This is a genomic window from Maridesulfovibrio bastinii DSM 16055, assembly GCF_000429985.1.
GTDB classification, from domain to species: domain Bacteria; phylum Desulfobacterota; class Desulfovibrionia; order Desulfovibrionales; family Desulfovibrionaceae; genus Maridesulfovibrio; species Maridesulfovibrio bastinii.
Genome location: NZ_KE387016.1, coordinates 143,626 through 169,099, shown reverse-complemented (window position 1 = coordinate 169,099; position 25,474 = coordinate 143,626). Strand labels below are relative to the sequence as shown.

The window sequence follows — 25,474 nt, the reverse complement described above, 5'->3', positions numbered from 1 at the left end:
GCCGCATGCCTTAGGACAGGCATACGGCTGCAGAATTAAATAATTAGATGATATTAAAGATTTTTAATAACAGCTTCACCCATGGCCTTGCAGCCAACAAGGGTTCCACCTTCATCCATAATATCTCCGGTTCTCAATCCGGAGCTGAGAGTTTTTTCTACAGCAGCTTCAATGCATTCTGCTTCTTTATCAAGATTAAACGCATAGCGAAGCATCATTGCAATGGAGAGTATTGTTGCCAGAGGATTAGCTTTATCTTCCCCTGCAATATCAGGAGCTGATCCATGGATAGGTTCAAAAATACCGGGATTTGCAGCGCCAACAGAAGCTGAAGGCAGCATTCCGATTGATCCTGTAATAACGGAAGCTTCATCAGAAAGTATGTCACCGAAAAGGTTTCCGGTTACGATAACATCAAACTGTGAAGGATCACGAACGAGCTGCATTGCAGCATTATCAACATAAAGATGAGTAAGTTCAACGTCAGGGTATTCTTTGGAAACTTCAATGACTATAGCGCGCCATACACGGGAAACGTCCAAAACATTAGCCTTATCAACAGAGCAAACACGTTTTTTACGCTTGCGAGCTGTTTCAAAAGCGATCTTGGCAATACGTCTGATTTCTTCTTCATAATAAACCATTGTATTGAAGCCGTATTTCTGACCGTCTTTCTCACCTTCGCCTTTGGGTTCACCAAAGTAGATACCGCCGGTAAGCTCACGAACAACCATTACGTCAATACCCTTTTCAACGATGTCAGGACGTAAAAAGCAGGCATCCTTGAGCTGAGGGAAAAGAGATGCAGGACGCAGGTTGGCAAAAAGTCCGAGAGCCTTGCGGATGCCGAGCAGTCCGCGTTCGGGACGAATGGAGGGATCAATGGTATCCCATTTCGGTCCGCCTACTGCGCCAAGCAGAACAGCATCAGCAGCCTTACAGGCTTCCACGGTCTCATCAGGAAGAGGAACACCCTTGGCGTCGATAGCTGCGCCACCAATCAGAACTTCCTCAGTTTCAAAAGTATGGCCGAATTTCTCGCCGATAACGTTCAGGACATTCAAACCCTGCTCAACTATCTCCGGGCCGATTCCATCACCGGGCATTACACAAATTTTCATAAATTTTTCCTCATTAAAATTGTAGACTAAAAAGTCTAAGCTGCCCCTGAACAGATTTCATCAGGGATATAATATTAATTACGCTCTGAAAGGCGTTTTTTTACATATTCAACAAGTCCACCTGAATTCAAAATTTCCTTCATGAAAGGAGGAACAGGATTACAGGTTATTGTTTCACCAGTGGTAATATTTTTGATTTCACCTTTATCGGCATCAACTTCAAGCTCGTCACCATCGGAAATTTTTGAAACGTTATCTCCAACTTCGAGAAGGATCAGTCCCATATTAAATCCATTACGATAAAAAATACGGGCAAAGCTGTGAGCTACAACAACTGGTATGCCTGCTCCGAGGATTGAAATAGGAGCATGTTCACGAGATGAGCCGCAACCGAAGTTTTCGTCAGCGACCATAATATCATTTTTCTTTACTCTTTTAATCCAGCCGTGCTCAAGACCTTCCATGCAGTTGGCACCAAGCTCTTCAGGATCGGTAGTGACCAGAAAACGGGCGGGAATTATAGCATCGGTATCAATATGAGCCCCGACTTTATGGACATTTCCTTTGATAGTCATTTGTTTCTCCTAAGGGAATTTCCCTTTCTCAAATATATTTATGCGTTATGAGCTAAAAACTTCATTATATGGAGGAAGGATCAATAATCTTTCCTGCAATGGCACTGGCCGCAGCAACAGCAGGACCGGAAAGATAAACTTCACTTTCAAGGCTACCCATACGTCCTTTGAAGTTACGGTTGGTAGTTGAAATGGACTTTTCACCACCAGCAAGAATACCCATATGACCACCGAGGCAGGGACCGCATGTTGCTGGTCCGACAATAGCTCCGGCATCCATAAATATTTCAAGAAGTCCTTCTTTAAGAGCCTGCTTCCAGATAGACGGAGTTGCAGGAAGAATGATCAGACGAACGTTTTTATCAACTTTATGTCCTTTAAGAACCGCAGCAGCTTCACGCAGATCTGAAATTCTGCCGTTTGTACATGATCCTATTACAGACTGATTGATTACAACATCCTTAACTTCATCAACAGGCTTTACATTTTCAGGCAGATGAGGACATGCAATCTGGGGTTTCATACCGGTCACATCAATTTTTACAATGCGCTCGTATGTTGCACCTTCGTCAGCAGTAAGCTCGCTGTCACCAGTACGGCCAGCAGCTTTACAATATTCAAGAGTTTTTGCATCAACCGGGAACAGACCGACTTTACCGCCTGCTTCAATAGCCATATTGGCTATAGTCATACGGCCTTCAACAGACAGGTCATCAACAACCGGTCCACAAAATTCAAGAGCTTTGTATAAAGCACCTGAAACACCGATTTCACCGATCAATTTGAGGATATAATCTTTTGCTCCGACAAATTTTTCAGGGGTACCGGTAAGCTCTACCTTAATGGTAGGTGGAATTTTAAACCATGTCTCGCCAAGAGCCATAGCTCCGGCGATATCAGTTGATCCCATTCCGGTAGCAAAAGCTCCGAGTCCGCCATAGGTACAGGTATGGCTGTCTGCTCCGACAACAATATCGGAAGGACCTACAAGACCACGCTCAGGAAGAAGTGCATGTTCAACGCCTACTTCGCCGCCTTCATAATAGTTGGTAATCTCTTTGGCTTTAGCAAATTCACGTACAACCTTCACCTGTTCTGCGGAATCAATATCCTTATTGGGGGTGAAATGGTCACAGACAAGGGACACACGGTCTTTGTTAAAAACATTATCAGCACCCATGGCGTTGAATGATTTAATCGCCAGTGGAGCTGTAATGTCGTTAGCAAGAACCATGGAAACTTCACAACGAACTATCTGTCCCGGCTCGCGCACTTCTTCATCAGTATGCGCCTGAAGGATTTTTTCAGCTAAAGTTTTAGGCATTCTTTTTCTCCTGTTTAATACGTTCGAGCCTGTTAATTGCGTTGATGTAGGCCTTGGCACTGGCGACAATAATGTCTTCATCAGAACCACGGCCGATAGATTTCAAACCATTTTCAGAAATATGAACTGTTACTGCGCCTTGAGCATCTGCTCCGCCTGTAACAGCATTAACCGAATACAAACCGAGTTCCGGTTCAATACCAACCAGACTGTTGATTGTGGAAAAGACCGCATTGATAGGCCCTTCACCAAAACCGACATCCTTTATCTCAACCGGATTACTTTCATCGTTTCGGAAATCCTGCAGAATAACAGCAGCATGAGGCGGAACTCCGGAAGTTCCTGAAAAGACACTTAAATCCTTAACTTTGAAAAGATCATGGATTCTATAAGCTACTTCCAGTACCAATGCTTCAACGTCCTCATCGTAAATATCTTCTTTTTTATCAGCTAAGGATTTTACAGCATCAAATACGTCAGCGATCTGCTCGTCATTCAGATCATACCCCATCTCTTTCAATTTTGTACCAAGGGCATTACGACCGGAATGTTTACCGATAACAATTGAAGTTCCTTTTTTACCAATGGATTCAGGAGTCATGATTTCATAAGTCTGACGATTTTTAATCATGCCATCCTGATGAATTCCTGATTCATGGGCAAAAGCATTTGCGCCGACTATGGCTTTATATGGAGACAGCGGCTGACCGATGGTGCTTGAGAGTCTTCGGCATGACGGGAACAACTGCTCAGTATGAACAGATGTATCAATATCATAATAATCCTTTCTGGTATGCAAAGCCATCACAACTTCTTCCAAAGCTGCGTTACCGGCTCTTTCACCTATTCCGCAAAGAGTGACTTCTGCCTGTCTTGCTCCTGCTTTAATAGCTTCGAGAGTATTTGCTACTCCCAATCCCAAATCATTATGACAATGGACACTGAAGATAGCTTTTGAGCTGTTGGAAACATTTTTTATCAGATAGCGTATCAGCTCACCGAATTCTCCAGGCTGGGCATAACCGACAGTATCAGGAATATTGATAGTTGTTGCACCTTCATCAATCACAGCTTCAACAACACTAACCAGAAAATCCCAGCGTGAACGGGAGGCATCCTCAGCTGAAAATTCTACATTCGGAGTTAATGAAGCAGCATGACGAACAGCCTTGCGGGCCATTTCAAGAATTTCATCAGGTTCCTTGTTGAATTTATGCTTCATGTGAATATCCGAAGTAGCTATGAAAGTATGAATCCTCGGATTTTTAGCATAACGCACAGCTTCCCATGCACGGTCAATATCAGACAAAACAGCTCTTGAGAGTCCTGCAACCTGAATGTTATCCACTGACTGGGCAATAGTTTTTACAGCCTCAAAATCACCATTACTGGCAGCGGGAAAACCGGCTTCAATAATATCAACTCCCAGCTTCTCCAGCTGACGGGCCATATTAATCTTTTCGCTGATGTTCATTGTTGCGCCGGGTGACTGTTCTCCGTCTCTCAGGGTAGTATCAAAAATATAGACTTTGTCAGACATTATAATATCTCCATATTTTCCAACTGAGCGTTAAGCCCAGTTTATGTCATTAAAAAAAGAATGTGGTGAAACGACAGGAACGGAAGTATTACCGTCCTCCAAAAAAACTGACATGAAACCCCGGCAGGGATTTCTGCCGAAATTACATAAGTTCTTTGGAGGACTTGCCTAGTAGCTTGGAGCTCCGGCGGGCAAGAAAGAATACGGTGTAGATAGGACCGGAAATGAGATAGCTCGCAAAAATAATGAAACCTAAAAATTTAGGCTGAGAGGCAACCAGCACGAAAATAACAATCGCGGTAACCATAGAGCTGAAAGGATGAGCTTTGAACATTCCGATATCTTTGAAGGAATAGTAGCGAACGGTACTGACCATCATAAAAGACAGACAGTATACCAGAATAAGACTGAAGACAGGAATTGCACCATGAATCACATGGCCGGAAATGAAAGGCTCAAACAATACGAGAGAAGCCAGTGTACATCCACCGGCAGGGATAGGCAGGCCTATAAAAAATGATTTGGGAGTAATTGATGTCTGAACATTAAAGCGGGCAAGACGCAATGCTCCACAGGCTATGAGCAGAAATGCAGCTAACAATCCAAGTCTGCCGAACTCATGCAATTTCCACTGATATATCATAAATGCGGGAGTGACACCGAAAGCAACAAGATCAGCAAGTGAGTCAAGTTGAATTCCAAACTCACTGCTGGTGCCGGTCAATCTCGCAACCTTACCATCCAAACCGTCGAACAGGGCGCTGACAAAAATTGCAACAGCACACATTTCGAATTTGCCTTCAACAGCCCACGTCATCCCCAGAAAGCCGCAAAAGAGGCTTGCTGTGGTAAGCAGGTTGGGCAATATGTAGACGCCCTTATGTTTCGGCAATTTCTTTTCCCTAGCCATCATTAATCTCGAATTATTTGTTTAACTAAAAAAATCGTTCTGTTCTTTGAACTACAAAATAGTTTTCAAGAAATCAACGCTTTTCTGCGATAGCAGTTTCACCGGCGATAACTTTGTCACCGATATGAACTGTGGGTTCATAGCCTTCCGGAAGATAAAGGTCAACCCGAGAACCGAACTTAATAAGACCATAACGGTCAGCTCTTTTCAGGCGGTCACCCTTTTCAGCCCAGCAGACAATTCTTCTGGCAATAAGACCTGCAATCTGAACCATGGTAAATCTCTGGTTTCCTTTGCCAATAATTTCAACGACATTGCGTTCATTATCAGTGCTGGCTTTATCAAAAGACGCATTGAAATATTTTCCGGGGATATATCTGATTCTGTCAATCTTACCAGATACAGGCATTCTATTAACATGCACATTAAAAACATTCATAAAAATGCAGATAGCCTGACGGGATTCACCGGTAAGCGGGTCATTCATCATTTCGACTTTTATAATTTTTCCGTCAGCCGGGGAAACAACCGCATCGGCATCTTCGGGCTGAACTCTTTCAGGATCTCTGAAAAAATGGGCTACAAAAGCCGTCAGAGCAAGAAGCAGAATGGTCATGAACCAACAGTCAAGTATAGCAAAACACAGAGTGGTAAAAGCACTTAGAAAAATGTAAGGAAGCCCTTCCAGGCTTACTCCAACTGATGGTTTACGCATATATCCTACCTTATAATTATATTTAACAGCTAAAAAGACCAAGCATATTACTTATTATATAACGACACAAAACTGAGTTTTAGCTATAGCTGTCATATTTTAAAAGGTCAACTTGATTACTAAATTCAAACTCACTCAAGATAACGAACAGATTGAGATAGTTCCAATGAGTGTGTAAAATTAAGGATTCATGAGAGTAAATTAAGAGACAAGACCATGGACTACAAGCTGGTTGCACTAAGACTCTTTTTCAATAACTCCCCCAGCGAGAACAGCACCATCATTAGAATATACGGCTGCAATCTGACCGGGAGTAGGCCTTGTATGCGGTTCCAAAAATTCAAATTTTAAAAACTCACCGTCAACAACAACTTTTGCCGGCTTAGCCTTTTGTCTATACCTTGTCTGTAATAATACTTCTGCAGGCCAAAGCTCGTGGTCAACCAGAATGTTTGCCCCTGATGCGGTACAACCGTACGAATCCAATTCGTTTCTTGTTCCTACTACAAGTGTGTTCTCATTCACTTCTTTATCAAGAACATACAAAGGTTCACTCCATGCAATTCCAAGCCCTTTTCTCTGTCCCTGAGTATACCTCCAAAGCCCCTCATGTCTGCCAACCTGCCTGCCGTCACTTAAAATGATTTTTCCACCTTCAGGTAGCTGCACTCCCTTATTTTGCAGAAAAAGGCGATAATCATCATCCGGAACAAAACATATTTCCTGACTTTCGGAAGGAAGCGGAATCTCGATTTCACGTTTTTCCAATTCTTCATACACGGCTTTTTTACTCATCCCTCCTAACGGGAATACAGCTTTATGAAGCTTTTCAGATGGGACCAGTGATAGAAAGTAGCTCTGATCTTTTCCACTGTCAGCACCGCGGACAAGAACCTTTCCAAAATCAGAATGTTCAGCGATACGCACATAATGACCTGTGCCAAGCATGGAAGCCCCATATTTTTCACAGGCAGCAAAAATTTTCCCGAATTTTATTGCCGGATTACATCTAGCGCAGGGATTTGGTGTTTTGCCAATGAGATAATCCGTTACAAAGGGTTCAACCACCATCTGGTTGAAGTCGGAGACAAGATCAAGACTATGAAATTCAACATCCAGTTCAGCGCATCTGCGGCTTAATCCTGAAACAGCTTTTTCAGAATGTTCCGAACTGATGAAAACGCCATGCACAGCTACAACTTCAGCTCCGCTTTCTTTAAGTAAGACCAAAGAAAGCAGACTGTCTGCTCCGCCACTGACGGCCATAGCAACTCTGCGCCCTTTTACAGAATCAACAAGCCGGTCAAACTTCAAATCTCTGAAGCCTGACTCTTCTTTATTGATAGAGGTCTGAACATTAATCATTTCCATAAATCCCCGTAACAAAGTCTCTCATTCAAATAAAATGGCCCGAAAACCCTTATTTCAGGTCTTCGGGCAACTACCATACCATTAAATATAAATATTTTCGTGTTTTTTATCTATTCTTCGCTCTTTGGCAAGACAAGGTTTAAAATAACCCCAAGCATACCGGCAAGGCCTATTCCACCAAGATGGAAAGACCCGATGGGAACAGCCATTCCGCCTACACCAAAAATAATAATCAAAGCTACAACGGCCAGATTTCTTGGCTCCATAAGATTTTCACCGGCACTGACTAGTGTATTCATACCTACAACCATAATAGCTCCAAAAAGAAGAACCATGATTCCGCCCATTACAGGAACTGGAATAGTCTGCAGGAACACACCAACTTTGCCGACAAAAGCCAGAAGAATAGCAACAATAGCAGCCCAGGTCATAATGGCAGGATTAAAAGCCTTCACCAATGCAACTGCGCCGGTAACTTCCGAATAGGTTGTATTCGGAGGTCCACCCAGAAGAGCTGCCAAAGAGGTTGCCAGACCATCACCGAGCATGGTGTTCTGAATGCCGGGATCTTTAAGGTAGTCCTTACCTGTAACTGAACTGATGGCTAGAATATCACCGAAATGCTCGATTGCGGGGGCAATGGCAACCGGGACAATGAAAAGAACAGCGTCAAGGTTCCATTGCGGGAAGGTAAAATTAGGAACCGAGAACCATGCGGCTTCAGCTATTTTTGTAAAACTGACAAGTCCCATAAAAAGAGAAACTATATATCCTGCTACAATTCCGCACAAAATGGGAATGAGTTTAAGCCATCCCTTGCCCATAAGTGAAACAATAACTGTCACTGCAAGTGAAATCATGGAAATAATCAGAGCTGAGTGTTCAGCAACCAGAACCGCACTGCCATCACCTGTTTTACCCATGGCCATATTAACAGCATTAGGAGCCAGTATCAGTCCGATAACCATAATTACCGGTCCGGTAACTATAGGAGGAAGAATTTTTCTGACAATTCCAACGCCCTTCCAGCGAATAAAAAAGCTGAGAGCAACATAAAAAAGGCCAGCGGCGAACAAACCGCACATGGTTGAAGGAACTCCCCAAGTCTGAACACCGTAGATAATAGGAGCTATGAAGGCAAAAGAAGAAGCAAGAAAAATAGGGACCCTGCCGCGCGTAACAACCTGAAACAATAAAGTTCCAAGCCCGGCTGTCAAAAGGGCTACGTTAGGATTCAATCCTGTAAGCAGAGGCACAAGAACCAATGCACCAAAAGCCACAAACAGCATCTGGGCACCAATGAAAAAATCTTTGGCTCTAAACTGATATTCGGTATCGGAAATACTCATTTTTCCCCCATTAAAAAGTTGGACAAAAAAAAGGCACCTTATTTGGTGCCAAAAATTTTATCGCCAGCATCACCGAGACCAGGAAGGATATAACCTACATCATTAAGTTTTTCATCTACAGATGCTGTATAGATATCCACATCGGGATGGAGTGAAGTTATTTTCTCAATGCCTTCAGGAGCTGCAACAAGGAAAAGTCCCTTGATATTTTTGCATCCGGCTTCTTTCAAAAGCTCGATTGTTGCAAGCAGGGTTCCGCCAGTCGCAAGCATGGGGTCAAGAATGATAGCGATGCGTTCTTCAATATTTTTTGCAAGCTTAACATAATACTGAACAGGTTTCAGGGTTTCTTCGTTGCGGTAGAAACCTACAACGCTTACTTTAGCACCCGGAACCATATCAAGAACACCGTCCATCATTCCAAGGCCGGCTCTGAGAATCGGTACCACCGTAATTTTTTTACCTTTGATCATGTCAACTTCGACTTCTCCGGCCCAACCCTCTATAGTGTATCTTTCGGTTGCCAGATCTTTAGTTGCTTCGTATGTGAGAAGTCTTGAAATTTCTGTTGCAAGATCACGAAAACGGCTTGTGCTTATTCCGTTTTGACGAAGTATACCGAGCTTGTGTCTAACCAAAGGATGGTTTACCACATTTACCGCCACCATGGCCTCCTTAACTAAGTTTTACAGGTTAAATAACAGGTGTTCAAACGACAAAACTTCGTGTTTCTATATGCCATGAACTCCATGGTCAAGCAAAGATTTAATTATTAAAAATATACGCTGTTTTTTTACACCTTCACATAATGATAAACCAGAATAAAATTAAAATACAATAATAAATATACGGGAGCTGTTAATGACTGAAGATTATAATGAAAAAGAGAATACGAATATTCCGGAATGGGAATTACAGGCCGACATTGAAGACAGAAATGTAAGACTGGATAAATTTCTTAGCTCCAGACTTGAAGATGAAGGTATCTCCAGAGAAAAAGTAAAAGAATGGATAAAAAAAGGTAATGCCCAGATCAATGGTGCTCCCTGTAAAAAACCGAACACTAAACTTGATGGAGACGAAACTGTAACCTTCAAAGGTGAAATCATTAACGCCGAACTCATTCCAGAAAAAGGCCCGCTTGAAATAGTTTATAAAGATGATGATCTGGTAGTCATTAATAAAGAAGCAGGGTTAACCACTCATCCTGCTCCAAGCTGCATGACAGGTACACTTGTTCACAGGATGATTTCTTATTTTCCAGAAATAAAAAAGATGCATGAATGGCGCCCCGGAATTGTTCATCGTCTGGATAAAGATACCTCCGGGCTGATAGTCGTTGCAAGGCATGAACACAGCCGCATCCGCCTTGCAGAAGATTTTGCATCGCGGGAAGTTTCTAAAACCTATCTTGCAATAATTCACGGAAAGCCGGACAGACCTTTCGGAGAAATTGAAGACCCGATCGGGAGACACCCTTCAATAAAAACAAGAATGGCTGTTACAGCTAAAGGCGGACGTGAAGCCCGCAGTAAATATGAAGTTCTATGGACATCCAGCGACAATTCAGCCTCTCTGGTCAAAGTCCGCATCTATACAGGCAGAACCCATCAGATAAGAGTACACATGGCTCATATCGGCCATCCGCTTGTAGGAGATCTTGTTTATGGTGCTCAGCAGCATTCCGTTATGATGGAGAATCTGCCTGAAATTGGTAAACTGGCAACAAGTCAAATGCTGCATGCCTTCGATATCAGCTTTACCCATCCTGAAACAGAAGAACCAATGCATTTTACATCAGCACCTCCTGAAGATTTTATAAAAGTCCTTGAGGCTCTTAACACCAGAACATTAAGAATAGGTCTGATCGGCATGCCGGGAAGTGGAAAGTCCACTGTTCTAGGAATATTCAAAAATATGGGCGTACCTGTTTTCAGCGCAGATGAATCCGTTGCAAAATCTTATCAGGAAGACGGAGACGGAACAGAATTAATCAAACAACGATTCGGCTCAACTTACATCAATCCTGAAACAGGGGCTGTCGATAAAAAAGTTTTATTTGAAGCAATGTGTGGTGAAGATCTTTTACGTAAAGAAATTATGGATATAGTCCATCCCATTGTGCTTCATGAAATGAATGAATTTTTTAAATCCAACTCCACGTCCGATTTTGCTGTGGCTGAAATACCTCTACTTCTTGAAGGCGGGTGGCACAAAAAAGGTTATGTTGATCTGATCGTAGGGGTTAACTGCCCGGAAGAAAAGAGAACCGGTGAACTCAGAAAAAAAAGAAAAATTTCACCCCAAATGCTTGCAACTCTGGATTCATGGCAATGGGACCAGAATTCTAAACTTCAATCCAGTGACGTTATAATAAATAATTATAGCGGAATAGACGAATTGTCAGAAGAAACCAGAAAAGCTGTAAATGAAATAAATAAAATAATTTTAGAAAAAAGAACAAACTTCAAGGAACAGATAAAATTATTTTTTGCCCCGCAGCAGTATGACTAAAATACGATAAATATTTTCTGTAGACTTGACTGTCAGGCATGAGACATTATTTTATAAATAGATCTGAGGCGATGGATTAAGTGGTAAAAAGAGAGAATGAACACATAATAAATAATTAAGGTGAAAGCCTATTTTAAAAAAGAGGATTCTCCTTACACCACAACCCCGCCCCGGAAACATGTTGAAGAGTGAACCTCCATAGAAGAACTGTAGCAGGATCTCCGCCTCCCCCAGGCGGGGATCCTTTTTTATATTCCCAGCGTATTTTCAATTAAGCTTTACAGCACTTATCAGAAGGAATTATTGTCAGATAATATAAATTCATTTCACAACTATAAATAATAACCCTGCTGAGGATAGATGATCCCCGTTAAAGACAATATTCCCGGAGAATTGACGCCGATAGTTCTAAGATTGATAATTGCCCTGAATATTATAGTCTTCCTCTTTGAAATATCTCTCTCCACACAAATCCGCTCAGCTCTTTTCCATATTTTCGGTGTTGTTCCGGCCAGATATTTTTTCCCTGAATGGGCCGCGGCAGCAGGATATCCGGGACAGATCATTCTTCCATTATTTAGCTATATGTTTCTACATGGAGGATGGCTGCATCTTATTTTCAATATTTGGACCCTGTGGATTTTCGCTGATAATGTTGAAGACGCAACCGGGCACCTAAAGTTTCTCATCTTCTATATATTATGCGGGGTGATAGCAGCTTTAGTCCAAATTATTTTCAACTCTGATTCAAGTGTCCCGGTCATAGGAGCATCCGGAGCCATCGCCGGTATAATGGGCGGCTATCTTGTTCTTTATCCGCATGCTAAAATTCTGACTTTATTCCCTATTATAATAATCCCCTATTTCATAAATCTTCCGGTAGGACTTTTCCTTGCTGTTTGGTTTGTCATTCAAATTTTTTCAGGTATATTTGATTCTCTTTCCGGAGCTTCACAGGGAGTTGCATGGGGAGCACACATAGGAGGATTTCTCGCCGGAGCATTACTGATTAATCTTTTTGCTGATAAAAAGAACTGTAAGTACTGCTACATTCCAGAGAACAAACGTTATGAGAAAAAGGTAAGCTAAGGGGATTTTAAATGGCTGAGCTGACACCGGACATGATTACAATTCTCATTCTTGTGGCTGTTACAATATTTTTCTTCATCGCAGATATTTTAAGAGTTGATATTGTTGCAATGGGCGTAATGGTGGCTCTGCCCTTAACCGGAATACTTAAAGGCACTGAAACCTTTATGGGGTTTTCCTCAAATGCGGTCATATCAATTATTGCTGTCCTTATTATCGGCCGAGGTTTGGACAGGTCCGGAATAATAAACCGTTTAATGACTCCACTTATAAAAGCAGCCGGCAAAAGCAAGAACAGAATAATCATTTTCATTGCGGCAACAGTGGCAATCATTTCAAGTTTCATGCAGAACACAGGTGCCGCAGCACTTTTTCTACCTGCAATACGCAGAGTTTCAAGAAAATCAGGTATCCCTATTTCAAAAATTCTCATGCCGGTCGCATTTTCTGCAATTCTTGGCGGTACGGTTACTCTTGTAGGTTCAAGCCCGCTGATTATGCTTAACGACCTTCTTGAACCATACAATTTAAAACCGTTTAATTTGTTCAGTGTAATGCCAATCGGCTTGAGCCTTGTCACATGCGGAATATTGTATTTTATTTTTGCCGGAAAGTTTGTTCTGCCTGATAATCCCGAAACAAAAAAACATGACTTCAACCTGATGGCTCTTTACCCTGAACTCGGAGAACTTTATGAGCTGGAAGTTCCATCAGAATTTGAAGACACAACCGTAATGGACCTTTGTGAAGCGTTCAATGTCCATACGGTTGCAATGGCTTCAAAATCAGGGCGTGATATGGTTTTTCCTCCAGACAGATCTATGTTCATCAAGCCCGATACAGTAATTGCAGCCTACGGTTCCCTTCAAAAAATATATCTTCTGGAACAGATTCATGGATTCAAAAAAAGACCGGAATTAAAAATCTTCGCTGAAAAAATGTCACAGGAACAATCAGGAGTGGTTGAAGGTCTGATACCACAGCAATCAAAACTTATAGGCAAAACTATTGGTGATATAAGATTCCGTCACGACCACCTGATGACGGTACTTTCCTTTACACGAGGAAATAAAACCAAATCCAGCGGCTTTGTGGACACTGTACTTCGTACCGGAGATTCACTCCTTCTACACGGAACATGGGAAACTTTTCAAAGGATGCTGTCAAAGCAGGATATACTTTATGTACAATCTCTGGATCACGAAGTTCCAAGGTACGATCTTGCCGCCAGAGCTCTTTTTTCCTTCATACTGACTTCCGGTCTGGTAGCTTTCAGCAATCTTGAGTTATCCGTATGCCTCATGACCGGTGCGATAAGCATGATTCTGCTAAAAGTCATAGATGTTGACGATGCGTACAGAAGCGTTGACTGGAGAACTGTTTTCCTCCTTGGCGGGTTAATTCCGCTTGGAGCGGCAATGCAGACTACCGGAACAGCTCCATGGATTGGAAAATACCTGATGCAATTTACAGGTTCTCCGCCACCGGCAATTTTTTATCTGATAGTAGGCGTAATAACTACAATTTTCACACTTATAATTTCAAATGTAGGTGCGGCTGTTCTGCTTATTCCACTTATGATGGATATGGCCCAGAATTCCGGTGCTGATCCCAGAGCTGCTGCTCTCATGGTAGCTTTGACCGCATCCAACTCATTCGTATTACCGACTCATCAGGTTAACGCCCTTTATATGGGACCCGGGCATTACACAGCCAAAGACTACATAAAATCCGGTACACCCATGACAATAATTTTTCTCATAGTCACCACAACTTTTGTCACCCTCTTTTACTAATGCGGCTTTGTCATCCTCGGCTTAAAAAATTATGCCGGAAATCCAGAGTATGAGCGTAGTAAAAATAACAACTGAAGCTATAAAAAACGGACTCACGCCTTGAAATATTCAATTGAAATTCAATCATTCCGCTTGACTTGATTAAACGCTGATTTATTTTGATACAGTAAAGCGAGTCTATGGCTGCTTAAACAAATTAAGGAGTTACTCTGGAATGAGCGTTGAATATAAAGATTATTACAAACTTCTCGGAGTTTCCAGGTCGGCCTCTAAAGAGGAAATTGCCAAGGCATTTAAAAAACTGGCCCGTAAACACCATCCGGATCTAAACCCGGATAACCCTGAAGCTGAAACCAAATTCAAAGAAATTAATGAAGCTTACGAGGTTCTTAAAGATCCTAAAAAGCGTAAGCTTTATGATCAGTTCGGTTCCGACTGGGAGCATGGTCAGAATTTCCAACCGCCGCCGGGCTATGAGAACATGAATTTTTCAGGTTTCGGTGGAGGTGGAGCCGGAGGATTCTCTGGAGGAGGATTCAGTGACTTCTTCGAAACTATTTTCGGAGGAGGATTCGGAGGTGGAGCTCAGGGTTCAAGATTCTCAGGAGGAGGATTTCAGGACCAGTTCGGCGGCTTCAATCAGGGACCAAGAAGAGGTTCCGACTCTGAAACAACAATTTCACTGACTCTTGAAGAGGCTTACAAAGGTGGATCAAAATCCATCACGGTTCAGGAGAGAGCGACAGGACCCGGTGGAAATCCGATGATCCAGTCCAAAAATCTGAACATTAATGTTCCGGCAGGAATTAAAGATGGACAGAAAATAAGACTTTCAGGTCAGGGTTCTCCGGGACCAAATGACGGACCGCGTGGTGATCTGTACTTAAAAGTAAGAATAGCACCACACTCCATCTTCAAAGTGGAAGATAACAATGTTGTTCTTGATCTGCCGCTGGCACCCTGGGAAGCTGCCCTCGGAGCTAAAATTCAGGTTCCTACCCTTGATGGAAGGATTGAGATGAATATCCCGGCAGGGATTGGAAGTGGCAAAAAGCTCAGAGTAAAGGGCCGCGGCCTCGGAAGTGGAAGCCGTAAGGGAGACCAGTTTATCAGAATAATGATTCAGGTCCCCAAAGCCGAAGACGATAAGATGAAAGAACTCTGGAACAAGATTGCAGAAACAGCAAACTTCAACCCTAGAAAATTCTGAATGTAACATTATTATAAGCTAAGTCCGCAGTAAAACCGCAAGATGAGGTATAGCTGATGTACTTGAAAGAAAACGATAAAGAGTCTCTACCAATACGTTCTACAAGGCTGGCGTTCACCCAGATACTGGATATGACCGGTATTAAAGGAAACACCCTGCTGGAACTGATAGAGTATGAATGGATATCCCCTGTTAAGACCGGGGATGGAGATTTTCTCTTTGGTTCAAAAGACCTTTACCGGCTGAAAAAGCTGGCAAGACTGTGTCGTGATCTTGAAATTTCAGCTGCCGGAGGCTCTATTATTGTAGATCTTCTGGAACGCATAGAGCAGCTGGAAGTGCGGCTTAGCGAAATGCGCAGACTTATTTAGATTTAAAATTGCAAGTAAATCCATGACTGACTCAACAGCCCTCCCATTATCCTGCAAAATGGAATTAGAAGCAGGAAAATCCCCCTGAATTACTGGGGATACGTCAACGGCGGTCTTATGTCTCAGTCAGGACAAGTTAATATAGGAGACAAACATATATGGATCCGAATAAATTCACTCAAAAGACCAACGAAGCCATTGGCGCAGCACAATCAATTGCAATAAACAACGGACAGCAGCAGATTGATGCTGAACATCTTCTTCTTGCACTTATCGAGCAGGAAGGGGGTATAGTTTCTAAAATTCTCGAAAAATCAGGAATTGATCCCTCTGCCTATCACAAAGCAGTACTGGAACAGATAAAAAAACTTCCAAGTGTAAGCGGACCGGGAGCCCAGCCAGGTCAGGTCTACGTAACCCCACGGCTAAACAGAGCCATGGCTGAAGCTGAAAAAATCGCCAGCCGTATGAAAGACGAATTTATAAGTGTTGAACATCTTTTTCTCGCACTTATGAACGAGCCTTCAAGCTCTGGTGTAGGCAGGGTCAATAGTGATTTTAACCTTACCAAAGACAAAGTTCTTGAAGCCATGACTTCGATTCGCGGCAATCAGCGTGTTACTAATGATAACCCTGAAGCAACCTATGACGCACTTAAAAAATATGGTCGAGATCTGGTTGATGAAGCTAAAAAAGGTAAGCTTGACCCTGTTATCGGTCGTGATGCCGAAATAAGACGTGTGGTCAGAATTCTTTCAAGAAGAACCAAGAACAACCCTGTCCTTATCGGTGAAGCTGGAGTCGGTAAAACGGCAATAATTGAAGGTCTTGCCCAGCGGATAGTCAAACAGGATGTTCCCGAAGGCCTTAAGGATAAAACAATCTTCATGCTCGATATGGGTGCTCTGATTGCAGGAGCTAAATACCGTGGAGAATTTGAAGAGAGACTCAAGGCCGTTCTCAAAGAAGTTCAGGAATCAGACGGACGAATCATCATCTTTATTGATGAAATCCATACTATCGTCGGAGCCGGACGTACTGATGGTGCCATGGATGCAGGAAACCTGCTTAAGCCAATGCTGGCAAGAGGAGAACTCCATTGTATCGGTGCCACCACAACTGACGAATACAGAAAGCATATTGAAAAAGATCCGGCTCTGGAACGCAGATTCCAGACGGTACTGGTCGAGGAACCGACTGTTGAAGATACTATCTCCATACTCCGCGGCCTTAAAGAAAAATTTGAGGTCCACCATGGAGTAAGGATCAGCGACAGAGCGATTGTCGAGGCTTCGACTCTCTCGCACAGGTACATAACTGATCGTCAGCTCCCTGATAAAGCGATCGACCTTATCGATGAAGCTGCGGCAATGATCAGAACTGAAATAGATTCACAGCCGTACGAACTGGATAAGATCAGCAGACAGATTCTTCAGGCAGAAATAGAACGTGAAGCTTTGAGACGTGAAAATGATCTGGCCTCACGGGAAAGACTGGCAAAACTTGAAGATATGCTCAGTGACTACAAGGTTAAGCAATCCGAACTTCTTGAGCAGTGGGAAAGAGAAAAAAGTTCCATTGAATCAGTACGGGATTTGAAAGCCCGAATTGAGCAGACTAAAATTGAAGCTGACGAAGCCGAGCGTAAGCTCGACTACAACCGTGCGGCTGAACTACGCTACTCCACCCTGCTCCAGCTTGAAAAACAGCTTTCTGAAATTGAAAGTGAAATTGAAGGCGATGATGGTAGTGAAGTCAGAATGTTGAAGGAAGAAGTCGGCCCGGATGATGTTGCCGATATAATTTCCCGCTGGACGGGTATTCCTGTAAACAGACTGCTTGAAGGTGAAAAAGAAAAACTTCTTAAATTGCAGGAAATTCTGCATAGCAGAGTAATTGGACAGGATAATGCTGTCAGAGCTGTTTCCGAAGCTGTCTTGAGGGCAAGAGCAGGATTAAAGGACCCTTCCCGTCCGATAGGTTCATTTATCTTCCTTGGTCCTACAGGAGTCGGTAAAACTGAACTTTGCAAAGCACTTGCGGAGTCACTCTTTGACACTGAAGACAACATTGTCCGCATTGATATGTCCGAATATATGGAAAAACATGCTGTCGCCAGACTTATCGGAGCCCCTCCGGGATACATAGGTTATGATGAAGGCGGTCAGCTGACAGAAGCCATACGCAGAAAACCGTATTCTGTAGTACTTTTCGATGAAATCGAAAAAGCACATACTGACGTTTTCAACGTACTGCTACAGATTCTTGATGACGGAAGAATTACTGATAGTCAGGGCCGGACTGTAGATTGTAAAAACACAATCATAATTATGACGTCCAATCTGGGATCGGATATTCTTCTGGATGGTATCAATAAAAACGGAGATTTCAATCCCGGAATTGAAGATCAGGTATTCTCTGTTCTCAGGGGACACTTCAGACCGGAATTCCTGAACAGGGTTGATGAAACAGTTCTCTTTAAACCTTTGCTGGAAGATGAGCTTAAGCAGATTGTTGACCTTCAGCTCAACAATCTCCGCAAACGTCTTGAAGATCGCAAAATGTCAATTGATATTACCGACAAAGCTAAAAGCTTTATTGCTCATGCTGCTTATGATCCGGTTTATGGAGCACGGCCTCTTCGCCGTTTTCTGCAGACCAACCTTGAAACGGCAATGGCTAAAGAAATTATCAGTGGCAGCCTTAAGGAAGGTGATACTGTTAAAATTGATGCCGATGAAAACGGTCTCGTTTTTCTATCCTGATAATTGTAGTTATATAAGTTGGTTGAGCCTCTGCAGGAGACTGCAGGGGCTCTTTTTTTATTCAGTACGAATAACAAAGCCCGGTTCAGCTTAACTGAACCGGGCTTTGTTGAATCTAATTTTTATATCGTCAATATCCTAGCGCCGTTCCGATCTGATAGATTAAAACGGAGAGAATATACCCGAATCCCATCGATCCAAAAACAGAGAACATTCCCCATTTCCAGTTCGTTTCTCTTATAATGACAGCAACCGTGACCATGCAGGGAACATAGACCATCATAAAGACTATGACCGACCAGATAACTGCCGGAGTCCATGCCGGATCAGCTGCCAGCTTGGCCTGAAGCGGAGTTGCTTCTTCAGGATCTTCTTCACCCAGTGAGTATGCTGTAGACATTGTAGAAACAAATACTTCTTTCGCTGCAAATGCACCTATAAAGGAGATATTTGCCTGCCATGGGAAGCCTGCCAGATTTGTTACCGGAGAAATCGCATCGCTTATTTTTCCTGCGTAAGAATTCTGCAATGTAGCCTGACTTTCAGCGAAATCCACTTCGCTTAATGCTTCACTGAGTTTATCATTAATTTCATCTTTGGTTCCGGTCCAGTCCATGCTCTGCTGTTCAATAGTCTGGCGCTGCTGATCAAACTGAGCCACACGTTCTGCAGGCAGCTGAGGGAAAGTCATAAGCGCCCACATGATGATGGAGATAGCAAGAATAACGGTACCGGCTTTTTTGATATACTGCCAGACTCTATCCCAGGTATGTACAGCAACACCATGGAGTGTCGGGATTCTATAAGGTGGGAGTTCCATTACAAACGGAGTGGATTCACCTTTAAGAGCTGTCCAGCGAAGTAATCTTGCAGCAATAAGAGCAAGAGCCCATGAAAGCACAACCAGACCGAACATCGCTGTTGTGGGATTTTCAGGGAAGAAAGCACCGATTATTAATATGTAGGCAGTAGTCTTGGCTCCGCAGACCATGAAAGGTGCTGTGAGTATAGTTGCAATACGCTCTTTAGGACTTCTGAGAGTTCTGCAACTCATAACTCCGGGAACTGCGCAACCTCCGGGAAGACCACCGGCCATAATCATAGGCATGATAGACATACCGTGTAAGCCGAACATCCTGAAAACACGGTCAACCATATAAGCAACTCGGGCCATGTATCCAAGGTCTTCAAGAAAGACCAGCATGGCGAACATAATCAGAATCAACGGTGTAAAGCCCATAACTGCACCGACACCATCAATGACTCCGGAGACTATCAGTGATTTCAGCAAACCATCGGGCAAAAGTCCGCTTACAGTTGAAGACAGCCATCCGAATCCGTCTTCAACCCATCCCTGTGGATAAGCACCAAGATTAAAGGTAATATAGAACATTGCGAACATAACGCAGAGCATTATGATCGGACCAAGAAATTTTTGTGTAAGGACCATATCTATTTTATCAGAATGATCAAAGCGAAGATTATCTTCACGGCTTATAACACCCTGTTTTAAAATAGAATTAATAAAACCGTATCTGTAGTCAGCAAGCACGGCTTCAGGATATGTATCTTTGGTTTTTTTGATGTGTGCTGCTATTTCATGAACTTTATCTTCAAGCTGACTTGAGATTGATCCTAATTCTCGACCGTTTGCTATAATAATTTCATCTTCTTCAAGATATTTTACAGCAAGCCAATGCGGATCATACCTGTCAGTCATAAAGGAGTGCTCAACTATCAGCTCCTTCATTTCTTCAATTACCGGGTCAAGATCATGACCATAAGAAATATTCACCGGCTTCCAAAGTCCCTTGCGCTCTTCGGAAACCTTTTTGACTTCTTCCATAAGTTTGTCTTTGCCAACGCCCTTTCTGGCGATGCATTCGACAACCGGAACACCAAGAAGCTCTGAAAGTTTTTGAGAATTAATTCTTATCCCTTTCTTCTTAACTTCATCCATCATGTTCAGGCCGAGAACAACAGGAACTCCGATCTCCATGAACTGAATTGCCAGATAAAGGCTTCTTTCAAGTGACGTAGCATCAAGCATGTTGATTACAACGTCGGGTTTTTCATCAACAATGACGTTTCTTGCTACAACCTCTTCCATTGAATAAGAGGTCAGTGAATAAGTGCCCGGCAGGTCTACAAGATGAATATTGTCATCATTCTTGCGGTAGTACCCTTCAGCCCTATCAACAGTTATCCCCGGGTAGTTTCCGACTCTCGCGGTGGCTCCGGTAAGAGCATTGAACATAGTGCTCTTACCGCAGTTTGGCTGTCCGGAAACAGCTACAAAAAGTTCTTTGCTCATATAATCAATCCTCGGTTTCAACAGTAATAAAATCTGCTTCGTTGTTTCTGAGAGTAAGGGTAAAACCTTTCATTCTGAGGGCCACAGGATCCTGAAGCGGAGCACGCCCGACAACCTTAAACTCTGTACCGGGAACAAGACCCATGTCCCTGATACGCCTCCCCAATTGACCGCTTGCTGAAACAGCAACAATCTTACCCTGTTGATCCTTTCTCATAGACCTTAATGAAATCGACATAACTTCCCTCTGTTTACTTGAAATTGAAACCCGATATCAAAATGACGCCAATTTGTATTCCGGCTGAATTCGTTCTCTTACTTTTCATACAGAAGATTGAAAGTCAATATCAATTATAAAATTTTTTCAAAAATCATTATGTTACAACTACAGATGATTACATTCAGTGGAAGTATGCTTTGCCACCTTTAATTTTCAATAAATTTTATCTATCCTGCTACTGTTCATATCAAGATTAATGCCTATCTGTGTCTTTCACCTTTAAATATTAAATTTACCCTCAAAACTTCACCTAATAATTATGAGCCAAGCAATATCCTCAGATGATTTGACCAATTATGCCGAAATTCTTTTGTGGGCTGTGAGACATAACCGGAAAACTCCACTTAAAAATAAAGATATCATCATTATTAAATATGACAGTGCCGCTGAAAGACTGGCTGAAATATTATATGCCCAGCTTATTGACGCCCATCTGCACCCTGTGCTGGAGGCCGTACTGACGACCAATATGAAAGCTGAACTATACATAAATTCCAGCTATGGGCAGCTGACCTATGAAATCCCCGGAAAACTACAACTTTATGAAGAGGCTAAGGGTGTTATACGCATCCATGCGCCTGTTGATATGGGGGCCTTATCCAGAGTAAATCCGCTAACAATCAATGAAAACAGAAAATCATCACTTAAGCTGGACAACCTGATTAACAAACGTAAGCAGGCAGGAGCTCTGGGCTGGACTGAATGTATATTCCCCACAGAAGATCTGGCTGCAAGTTCCGGCTTGAGCTTTGAGCGTTATAAAGAACTCTTCATCAGGGCCTGTTACCTTAATATGCCCTATCCGGCAAAAGAATGGATTAAAATATCCAGACAGACCAGCGAAACTGCTGCAGAATTAACTTCACTTGATATCAGCAGAATCCATGTTGAATCAGAATACTGCGATTTCACATTCTCACCCGGGAAAAACAGAAAATGGCTCGGAACTCTCGGTGATAATATTCCCGGATGCGAAGTTTACATTTCCCCGGATTACAGGACTATGCAGGGAAAATATCTGGCAGATCTTCCTTCTATAAATATGGACAGGACCATTTACGGGATACAGCTGGAGTTCAATCAGGGTGTCGTTGTCAGAGCAAAAGCCATGGGCGGAGAAAAATTCCTCCTTGACCAGCTGCGGATGGATTCCGGAGCAAGACGCATTGGAGAATTTTCACTCACTGACAAGCGCATTTCACGGATATCCCATTATATGGCATCTACATTATTGGATGAAAATTTTGGTGGAGAATTTGGAAACTGTCACATTGCTTTAGGCCAATCACTACTAAAAAGTTTTTCTGGCCCGCAGGAGACTTTGACCCCGGAATTAAAAGATTATCTAGGCTTCAATTCATCCGGGATACACTGGGACCTTGTTAATACTGAGAATAAAACTGTTACTGCAACTCTTGCCGATGGCCGAAAAAAGATTATTTATGAGGGTGGAAGCTTTGCCTTTTAATTTACTCCACTTTTTTTGTATTTTGATGCACATTTAGCAGTTGACAGACCGAAAGCGATGTTTATTTGTTCAATTACGGCGGTCTGGTGAAGCAAAAAGTTTTCGCAGGCCGCTAATTCATGACTTCGGAGAACCCATGTCTGAACAGAAAGATTTTAAAGATAATGAGACTGTACAGGAGCAGAAAGAGAGCGCGGAACAAAAAGATTCCGAGCACTTTCTGGATGAAGAGGAAATTAAAGCTCTATGCCTTGAGCATGTATGTTCGAAATGTGATGTCATGGGAGAAGCCCGTGATGAAAGACTGCGTGCAATGGCTGAAAGCGAGAATCTGAAAAAGAGACTTGCAAGAGAAACTGACGAGCTTAAAAAATTTGCAACAGAAAAGGTCATTTCAGACCTTCTCCCTGTTCTTGACAATCTGGATCTGGCTCTGGCGCATTCAAAAAATCTTGATCAATGCAAAGATTTTGTTACCGGTGTGGAAATGACCAGAAAAATTTTCCTTGATGCTCTTGGAAAACATGGTCTTGAGCCTGTGGGAAAAGCCGGTGACGAGTTTGATCCCAATTTTCATGAAGCCATGGGAATGGCACAACAGGCAGATATCCCGGATAATGCTGTCGCACAGGTCATGCAGTGTGGATATGTACTTAAAGGACGCGTTATCAGACCGGCTAAAGTTCTGGTGAACAAATTATCATAATAAATTTATTCCCCTCTTTACAATCGGGGAATGGATATTAATTCAAAACTAACAGATTTAGAATTTAATATCAGGAGGACTGAATATATGAGTAAAATTATAGGAATTGACCTCGGAACTACCAACTCCTGCGTCTATGTTATGGAAGGTAAGGATCCGAAATGTGTCAGCAACCCGGAAGGTGGTCGTACAACTCCATCCGTTGTCGGTTTCACAGATAAAGAACGCCTTGTCGGTGAAATAGCAAAGCGTCAGGCTGTAACAAACCCTGAAAAAACAATTTTCGCAATCAAGCGTCTGATGGGCCGCAAAGTTGATTCTCCCGAAGTTAAGAAATGGGAAGAACACTGCCCCTACAATGTGGTAGACGGAAAAGGCGGAGATGCCTGGGTTGAAATTGAAGGTAAGAAATACAGCCCTTCAGAAGTTTCCGCTATTATCCTGCAGAAACTTAAAAAAGATGCTGAAACCTACCTTGGAGAAGATGTTACAGAAGCTGTTATTACAGTTCCTGCATACTTCAACGACTCCCAGCGTCAGGCCACAAAAGATGCCGGACGTATTGCCGGACTCGAAGTAAAACGTATCATCAACGAGCCTACAGCCGCTTCACTTGCTTACGGTTTTGACAAAAAAGCAAATGAAAAAATCGCTGTATTCGACCTCGGTGGCGGTACTTTCGATATCTCTATCCTTGAAGTAGGCGACAATGTTGTTGAAGTTCGTGCAACCAACGGAGACACCTTCCTTGGTGGTGAAGATTTCGACAACCGCGTAATTCAGTATCTTGTTGATGAGTTCAAGCGTGAAAACAGCATTGACCTCTCCAAGGACCGCATGGCCCTTCAGAGACTGAAAGAAGCAGGCGAAAAGGCTAAAAAAGAACTTTCAAGTTCAATGGAAACAGAAGTCAACCTGCCCTTCATCACAGCAGACCAGAACGGCCCCAAACACCTTATGGTTAAACTGAGCCGTGCTAAACTTGAAAAACTGGTTTCAGACCTTGTTGACCGTACCAAAGAGCCTTGTCAGAAAGCTCTTAAAGATGCAGGCCTCTCTGCTTCCGACATTGACGAAGTTATCCTCGTCGGTGGTATGACACGTATGCCTCTGGTACAGCAGAAAGTGCAGGAACTCTTCGGCAAAGAACCCAACCGTTCTGTAAACCCGGATGAAGTTGTTGCTATGGGTGCAGCCATTCAGGGTGGTATTCTGGCTGGTGATGTTAAAGACGTTCTCCTGCTTGATGTTACACCTCTGTCTCTCGGAATTGAAACAATGGGCGGTGTATTCACTCAGCTTATCGAGCGCAACACCACCATCCCGACCCGCAAGAGTCAGGTCTTTACAACTGCCGCAGACAACCAGCCGTCAGTTTCCATCCATGTTATGCAGGGTGAACGCCCCATGGCACAGGATAACATGACTCTCGGCCGTTTCGAACTCACAGGTCTTCCTCCGGCACCTCGCGGTGTACCGCAGATCGAAGTTACCTTTGATATCGATGCCAACGGAATTGTAAACGTTTCCGCTAAAGACACCGGAACCGGTAAGGAACAGTCAATCCGTATCACTGCTTCCAGTGGTTTGTCCGAAGAAGAAATTGAAAAAATGGTTAAGGATGCAGAATCCAACGCCGAAGAAGATAAAAAGAAACAGGCTCTTATTGAAGCAAGAAATCAGGCAGATTCACTGATCTACACCACAGAGAAATCTCTTGGTGAAGTTGGCGAAAATGTCGATGCAGCTCTTAAGAGTGATATTGAAGCAAAGATTGAAGACCTTAAAAAGGTCCTTGAATCAGAAGATCCTGAAGCTATTAAGACCGCAACAGACAGTCTGGCTCAGGCATCACATAAACTGGCAGAACAGCTTTATGCCAACAACGGTCAGAATGCCGGCGCCCAGGGCGCAGGTCCTGAAGCAGGAGAAGCTGGAGCTTCAAATGCACAGAATGGTGATGATGATGTTGTTGATGCAGACTTCACAGAAGTTAAAAACTAAAAAAAGACTGTGAGCACCTTTTCAGTCTCCTGATTTATTAACAGGTGCTCTT

General features: G+C 42.9%; 20 protein-coding genes. 9 read left to right on the top strand and 11 right to left on the bottom strand.

Going from position 1 to position 25,474, the window contains the following annotated elements:
* Positions 1-53: 53 nt before the first annotated feature.
* From leuB to upp, 9 genes are all read right to left on the bottom strand, one after another.
* Positions 54-1,121 (bottom strand): 3-isopropylmalate dehydrogenase, encoded by a 1,068-nt coding sequence (leuB, locus tag G496_RS0118215; protein ID WP_027180539.1) that lies wholly within the window; start codon positions 1,119-1,121, stop codon positions 54-56.
* A 74-nt stretch (positions 1,122-1,195) separates the two neighbouring features.
* The gene (locus G496_RS0118210; protein WP_027180538.1) at positions 1,196-1,696 is read right to left on the bottom strand and encodes a 3-isopropylmalate dehydratase small subunit; all 501 of its coding nucleotides are present in this window, start codon (positions 1,694-1,696) and stop codon (positions 1,196-1,198) included.
* Positions 1,697-1,760: 64 nt separating this feature from the next.
* Positions 1,761-3,020 (bottom strand): 3-isopropylmalate dehydratase large subunit, encoded by a 1,260-nt coding sequence (gene leuC, locus G496_RS0118205; RefSeq protein ID WP_027180537.1) that lies wholly within the window; start codon positions 3,018-3,020, stop codon positions 1,761-1,763.
* Entirely contained in the window at positions 3,013-4,560 is a 1,548-nt protein-coding gene (locus tag G496_RS0118200; RefSeq protein ID WP_027180536.1) for a 2-isopropylmalate synthase, read from the bottom strand. Before G496_RS0118200 ends, leuC begins: the two co-directional genes overlap by 8 nt.
* A gap of 142 nt (positions 4,561-4,702) precedes the next feature.
* Entirely contained in the window at positions 4,703-5,470 is a 768-nt protein-coding gene (gene pssA / locus G496_RS0118195; protein ID WP_027180535.1) for a CDP-diacylglycerol--serine O-phosphatidyltransferase, read from the bottom strand.
* A gap of 73 nt (positions 5,471-5,543) precedes the next feature.
* Entirely contained in the window at positions 5,544-6,185 is a 642-nt protein-coding gene (locus G496_RS0118190; RefSeq protein ID WP_027180534.1) for a phosphatidylserine decarboxylase family protein, read from the bottom strand.
* Between the two features lie 237 nt (positions 6,186-6,422).
* Entirely contained in the window at positions 6,423-7,451 is a 1,029-nt protein-coding gene (mnmA, locus tag G496_RS0118185) for a tRNA 2-thiouridine(34) synthase MnmA (protein WP_027180533.1), read from the bottom strand.
* A gap of 215 nt (positions 7,452-7,666) precedes the next feature.
* The gene (locus tag G496_RS0118180) at positions 7,667-8,905 is read right to left on the bottom strand and encodes a uracil-xanthine permease family protein (RefSeq protein WP_027180532.1); all 1,239 of its coding nucleotides are present in this window, start codon (positions 8,903-8,905) and stop codon (positions 7,667-7,669) included.
* A gap of 38 nt (positions 8,906-8,943) precedes the next feature.
* On the bottom strand, positions 8,944-9,570 hold the full coding sequence (gene upp / locus G496_RS0118175; protein WP_027180531.1) for a uracil phosphoribosyltransferase: 627 nt from the start codon (positions 9,568-9,570) through the stop codon (positions 8,944-8,946).
* Positions 9,571-9,766: 196 nt separating this feature from the next.
* Here upp and coaE point away from each other — a divergent pair, with 196 nt between their 5' ends.
* From coaE to clpB, 6 genes are all read left to right on the top strand, one after another.
* Entirely contained in the window at positions 9,767-11,419 is a 1,653-nt protein-coding gene (coaE, locus tag G496_RS0118170) for a dephospho-CoA kinase (protein WP_027180530.1), read from the top strand.
* Between the two features lie 360 nt (positions 11,420-11,779).
* Positions 11,780-12,508 (top strand): rhomboid family intramembrane serine protease, encoded by a 729-nt coding sequence (locus G496_RS0118165; RefSeq protein WP_027180529.1) that lies wholly within the window; start codon positions 11,780-11,782, stop codon positions 12,506-12,508.
* 11 nt (positions 12,509-12,519) lie between these two features.
* Positions 12,520-14,304 carry an SLC13 family permease gene (locus G496_RS0118160; RefSeq protein WP_027180528.1) on the top strand — a complete coding sequence of 595 codons (1,785 nt, stop codon included), beginning with the start codon at positions 12,520-12,522 and terminating at the stop codon, positions 14,302-14,304.
* Positions 14,305-14,518: 214 nt separating this feature from the next.
* Complete coding sequence (locus G496_RS0118155; RefSeq protein WP_027180527.1) at positions 14,519-15,514, top strand: DnaJ C-terminal domain-containing protein; 996 nt, start codon at positions 14,519-14,521, stop codon at positions 15,512-15,514.
* A gap of 56 nt (positions 15,515-15,570) precedes the next feature.
* On the top strand, positions 15,571-15,885 hold the full coding sequence (locus tag G496_RS0118150) for a chaperone modulator CbpM (protein ID WP_027180526.1): 315 nt from the start codon (positions 15,571-15,573) through the stop codon (positions 15,883-15,885).
* A 158-nt stretch (positions 15,886-16,043) separates the two neighbouring features.
* Complete coding sequence (clpB, locus tag G496_RS0118145) at positions 16,044-18,650, top strand: ATP-dependent chaperone ClpB (RefSeq protein ID WP_027180525.1); 2,607 nt, start codon at positions 16,044-16,046, stop codon at positions 18,648-18,650.
* A gap of 130 nt (positions 18,651-18,780) precedes the next feature.
* On the opposite strand, the gene feoB is transcribed toward clpB, so the two are convergent.
* Together feoB and G496_RS0118135 are read right to left on the bottom strand one after the other, a co-directional pair.
* The gene (gene feoB / locus G496_RS0118140) at positions 18,781-20,964 is read right to left on the bottom strand and encodes a ferrous iron transport protein B (RefSeq protein WP_027180524.1); all 2,184 of its coding nucleotides are present in this window, start codon (positions 20,962-20,964) and stop codon (positions 18,781-18,783) included.
* Between the two features lie 4 nt (positions 20,965-20,968).
* The gene (locus G496_RS0118135) at positions 20,969-21,202 is read right to left on the bottom strand and encodes a FeoA family protein (protein ID WP_027180523.1); all 234 of its coding nucleotides are present in this window, start codon (positions 21,200-21,202) and stop codon (positions 20,969-20,971) included.
* 301 nt (positions 21,203-21,503) lie between these two features.
* Between G496_RS0118135 and G496_RS0118130 the strand changes: the two genes are divergently transcribed.
* From G496_RS0118130 to dnaK, 3 genes are all read left to right on the top strand, one after another.
* Positions 21,504-22,712 (top strand): aminopeptidase, encoded by a 1,209-nt coding sequence (locus G496_RS0118130; protein ID WP_051295148.1) that lies wholly within the window; start codon positions 21,504-21,506, stop codon positions 22,710-22,712.
* A gap of 136 nt (positions 22,713-22,848) precedes the next feature.
* Entirely contained in the window at positions 22,849-23,418 is a 570-nt protein-coding gene (gene grpE / locus G496_RS0118125) for a nucleotide exchange factor GrpE (protein WP_027180521.1), read from the top strand.
* A gap of 87 nt (positions 23,419-23,505) precedes the next feature.
* Positions 23,506-25,422 (top strand): molecular chaperone DnaK, encoded by a 1,917-nt coding sequence (gene dnaK, locus G496_RS0118120; protein ID WP_027180520.1) that lies wholly within the window; start codon positions 23,506-23,508, stop codon positions 25,420-25,422.
* Positions 25,423-25,474 lie beyond the last annotated feature (52 nt).

What these genes read in the sequence shown, in the direction of transcription:
- G496_RS0118165 (WP_027180529.1), top strand. Translation starts at nt 11,780, where the DNA reads ATGATCCCCGTTAAAGACAATATTCCCGGAGAATTGACGCCGATAGTT.
- G496_RS0118200 (WP_027180536.1), bottom strand. Translation starts at nt 4,560, where the DNA reads ATGTCTGACAAAGTCTATATTTTTGATACTACCCTGAGAGACGGAGAA.
- G496_RS0118155 (WP_027180527.1), top strand. Translation starts at nt 14,519, where the DNA reads ATGAGCGTTGAATATAAAGATTATTACAAACTTCTCGGAGTTTCCAGG.
- pssA (WP_027180535.1), bottom strand. Translation starts at nt 5,470, where the DNA reads ATGGCTAGGGAAAAGAAATTGCCGAAACATAAGGGCGTCTACATATTG.
- dnaK (WP_027180520.1), top strand. Translation starts at nt 23,506, where the DNA reads ATGAGTAAAATTATAGGAATTGACCTCGGAACTACCAACTCCTGCGTC.
- mnmA (WP_027180533.1), bottom strand. Translation starts at nt 7,451, where the DNA reads ATGGCCGTCAGTGGCGGAGCAGACAGTCTGCTTTCTTTGGTCTTACTT.
- coaE (WP_027180530.1), top strand. Translation starts at nt 9,767, where the DNA reads ATGACTGAAGATTATAATGAAAAAGAGAATACGAATATTCCGGAATGG.
- G496_RS0118180 (WP_027180532.1), bottom strand. Translation starts at nt 8,905, where the DNA reads ATGAGTATTTCCGATACCGAATATCAGTTTAGAGCCAAAGATTTTTTC.
- feoB (WP_027180524.1), bottom strand. Translation starts at nt 20,964, where the DNA reads ATGAGCAAAGAACTTTTTGTAGCTGTTTCCGGACAGCCAAACTGCGGT.
- G496_RS0118130 (WP_051295148.1), top strand. Translation starts at nt 21,504, where the DNA reads ATGAGCCAAGCAATATCCTCAGATGATTTGACCAATTATGCCGAAATT.
- leuC (WP_027180537.1), bottom strand. Translation starts at nt 3,020, where the DNA reads ATGCCTAAAACTTTAGCTGAAAAAATCCTTCAGGCGCATACTGATGAA.
- G496_RS0118190 (WP_027180534.1), bottom strand. Translation starts at nt 6,185, where the DNA reads ATGCGTAAACCATCAGTTGGAGTAAGCCTGGAAGGGCTTCCTTACATT.
- grpE (WP_027180521.1), top strand. Translation starts at nt 22,849, where the DNA reads ATGTCTGAACAGAAAGATTTTAAAGATAATGAGACTGTACAGGAGCAG.
- clpB (WP_027180525.1), top strand. Translation starts at nt 16,044, where the DNA reads ATGGATCCGAATAAATTCACTCAAAAGACCAACGAAGCCATTGGCGCA.
- leuB (WP_027180539.1), bottom strand. Translation starts at nt 1,121, where the DNA reads ATGAAAATTTGTGTAATGCCCGGTGATGGAATCGGCCCGGAGATAGTT.
- G496_RS0118150 (WP_027180526.1), top strand. Translation starts at nt 15,571, where the DNA reads ATGTACTTGAAAGAAAACGATAAAGAGTCTCTACCAATACGTTCTACA.
- G496_RS0118210 (WP_027180538.1), bottom strand. Translation starts at nt 1,696, where the DNA reads ATGACTATCAAAGGAAATGTCCATAAAGTCGGGGCTCATATTGATACC.
- G496_RS0118135 (WP_027180523.1), bottom strand. Translation starts at nt 21,202, where the DNA reads ATGTCGATTTCATTAAGGTCTATGAGAAAGGATCAACAGGGTAAGATT.
- G496_RS0118160 (WP_027180528.1), top strand. Translation starts at nt 12,520, where the DNA reads ATGGCTGAGCTGACACCGGACATGATTACAATTCTCATTCTTGTGGCT.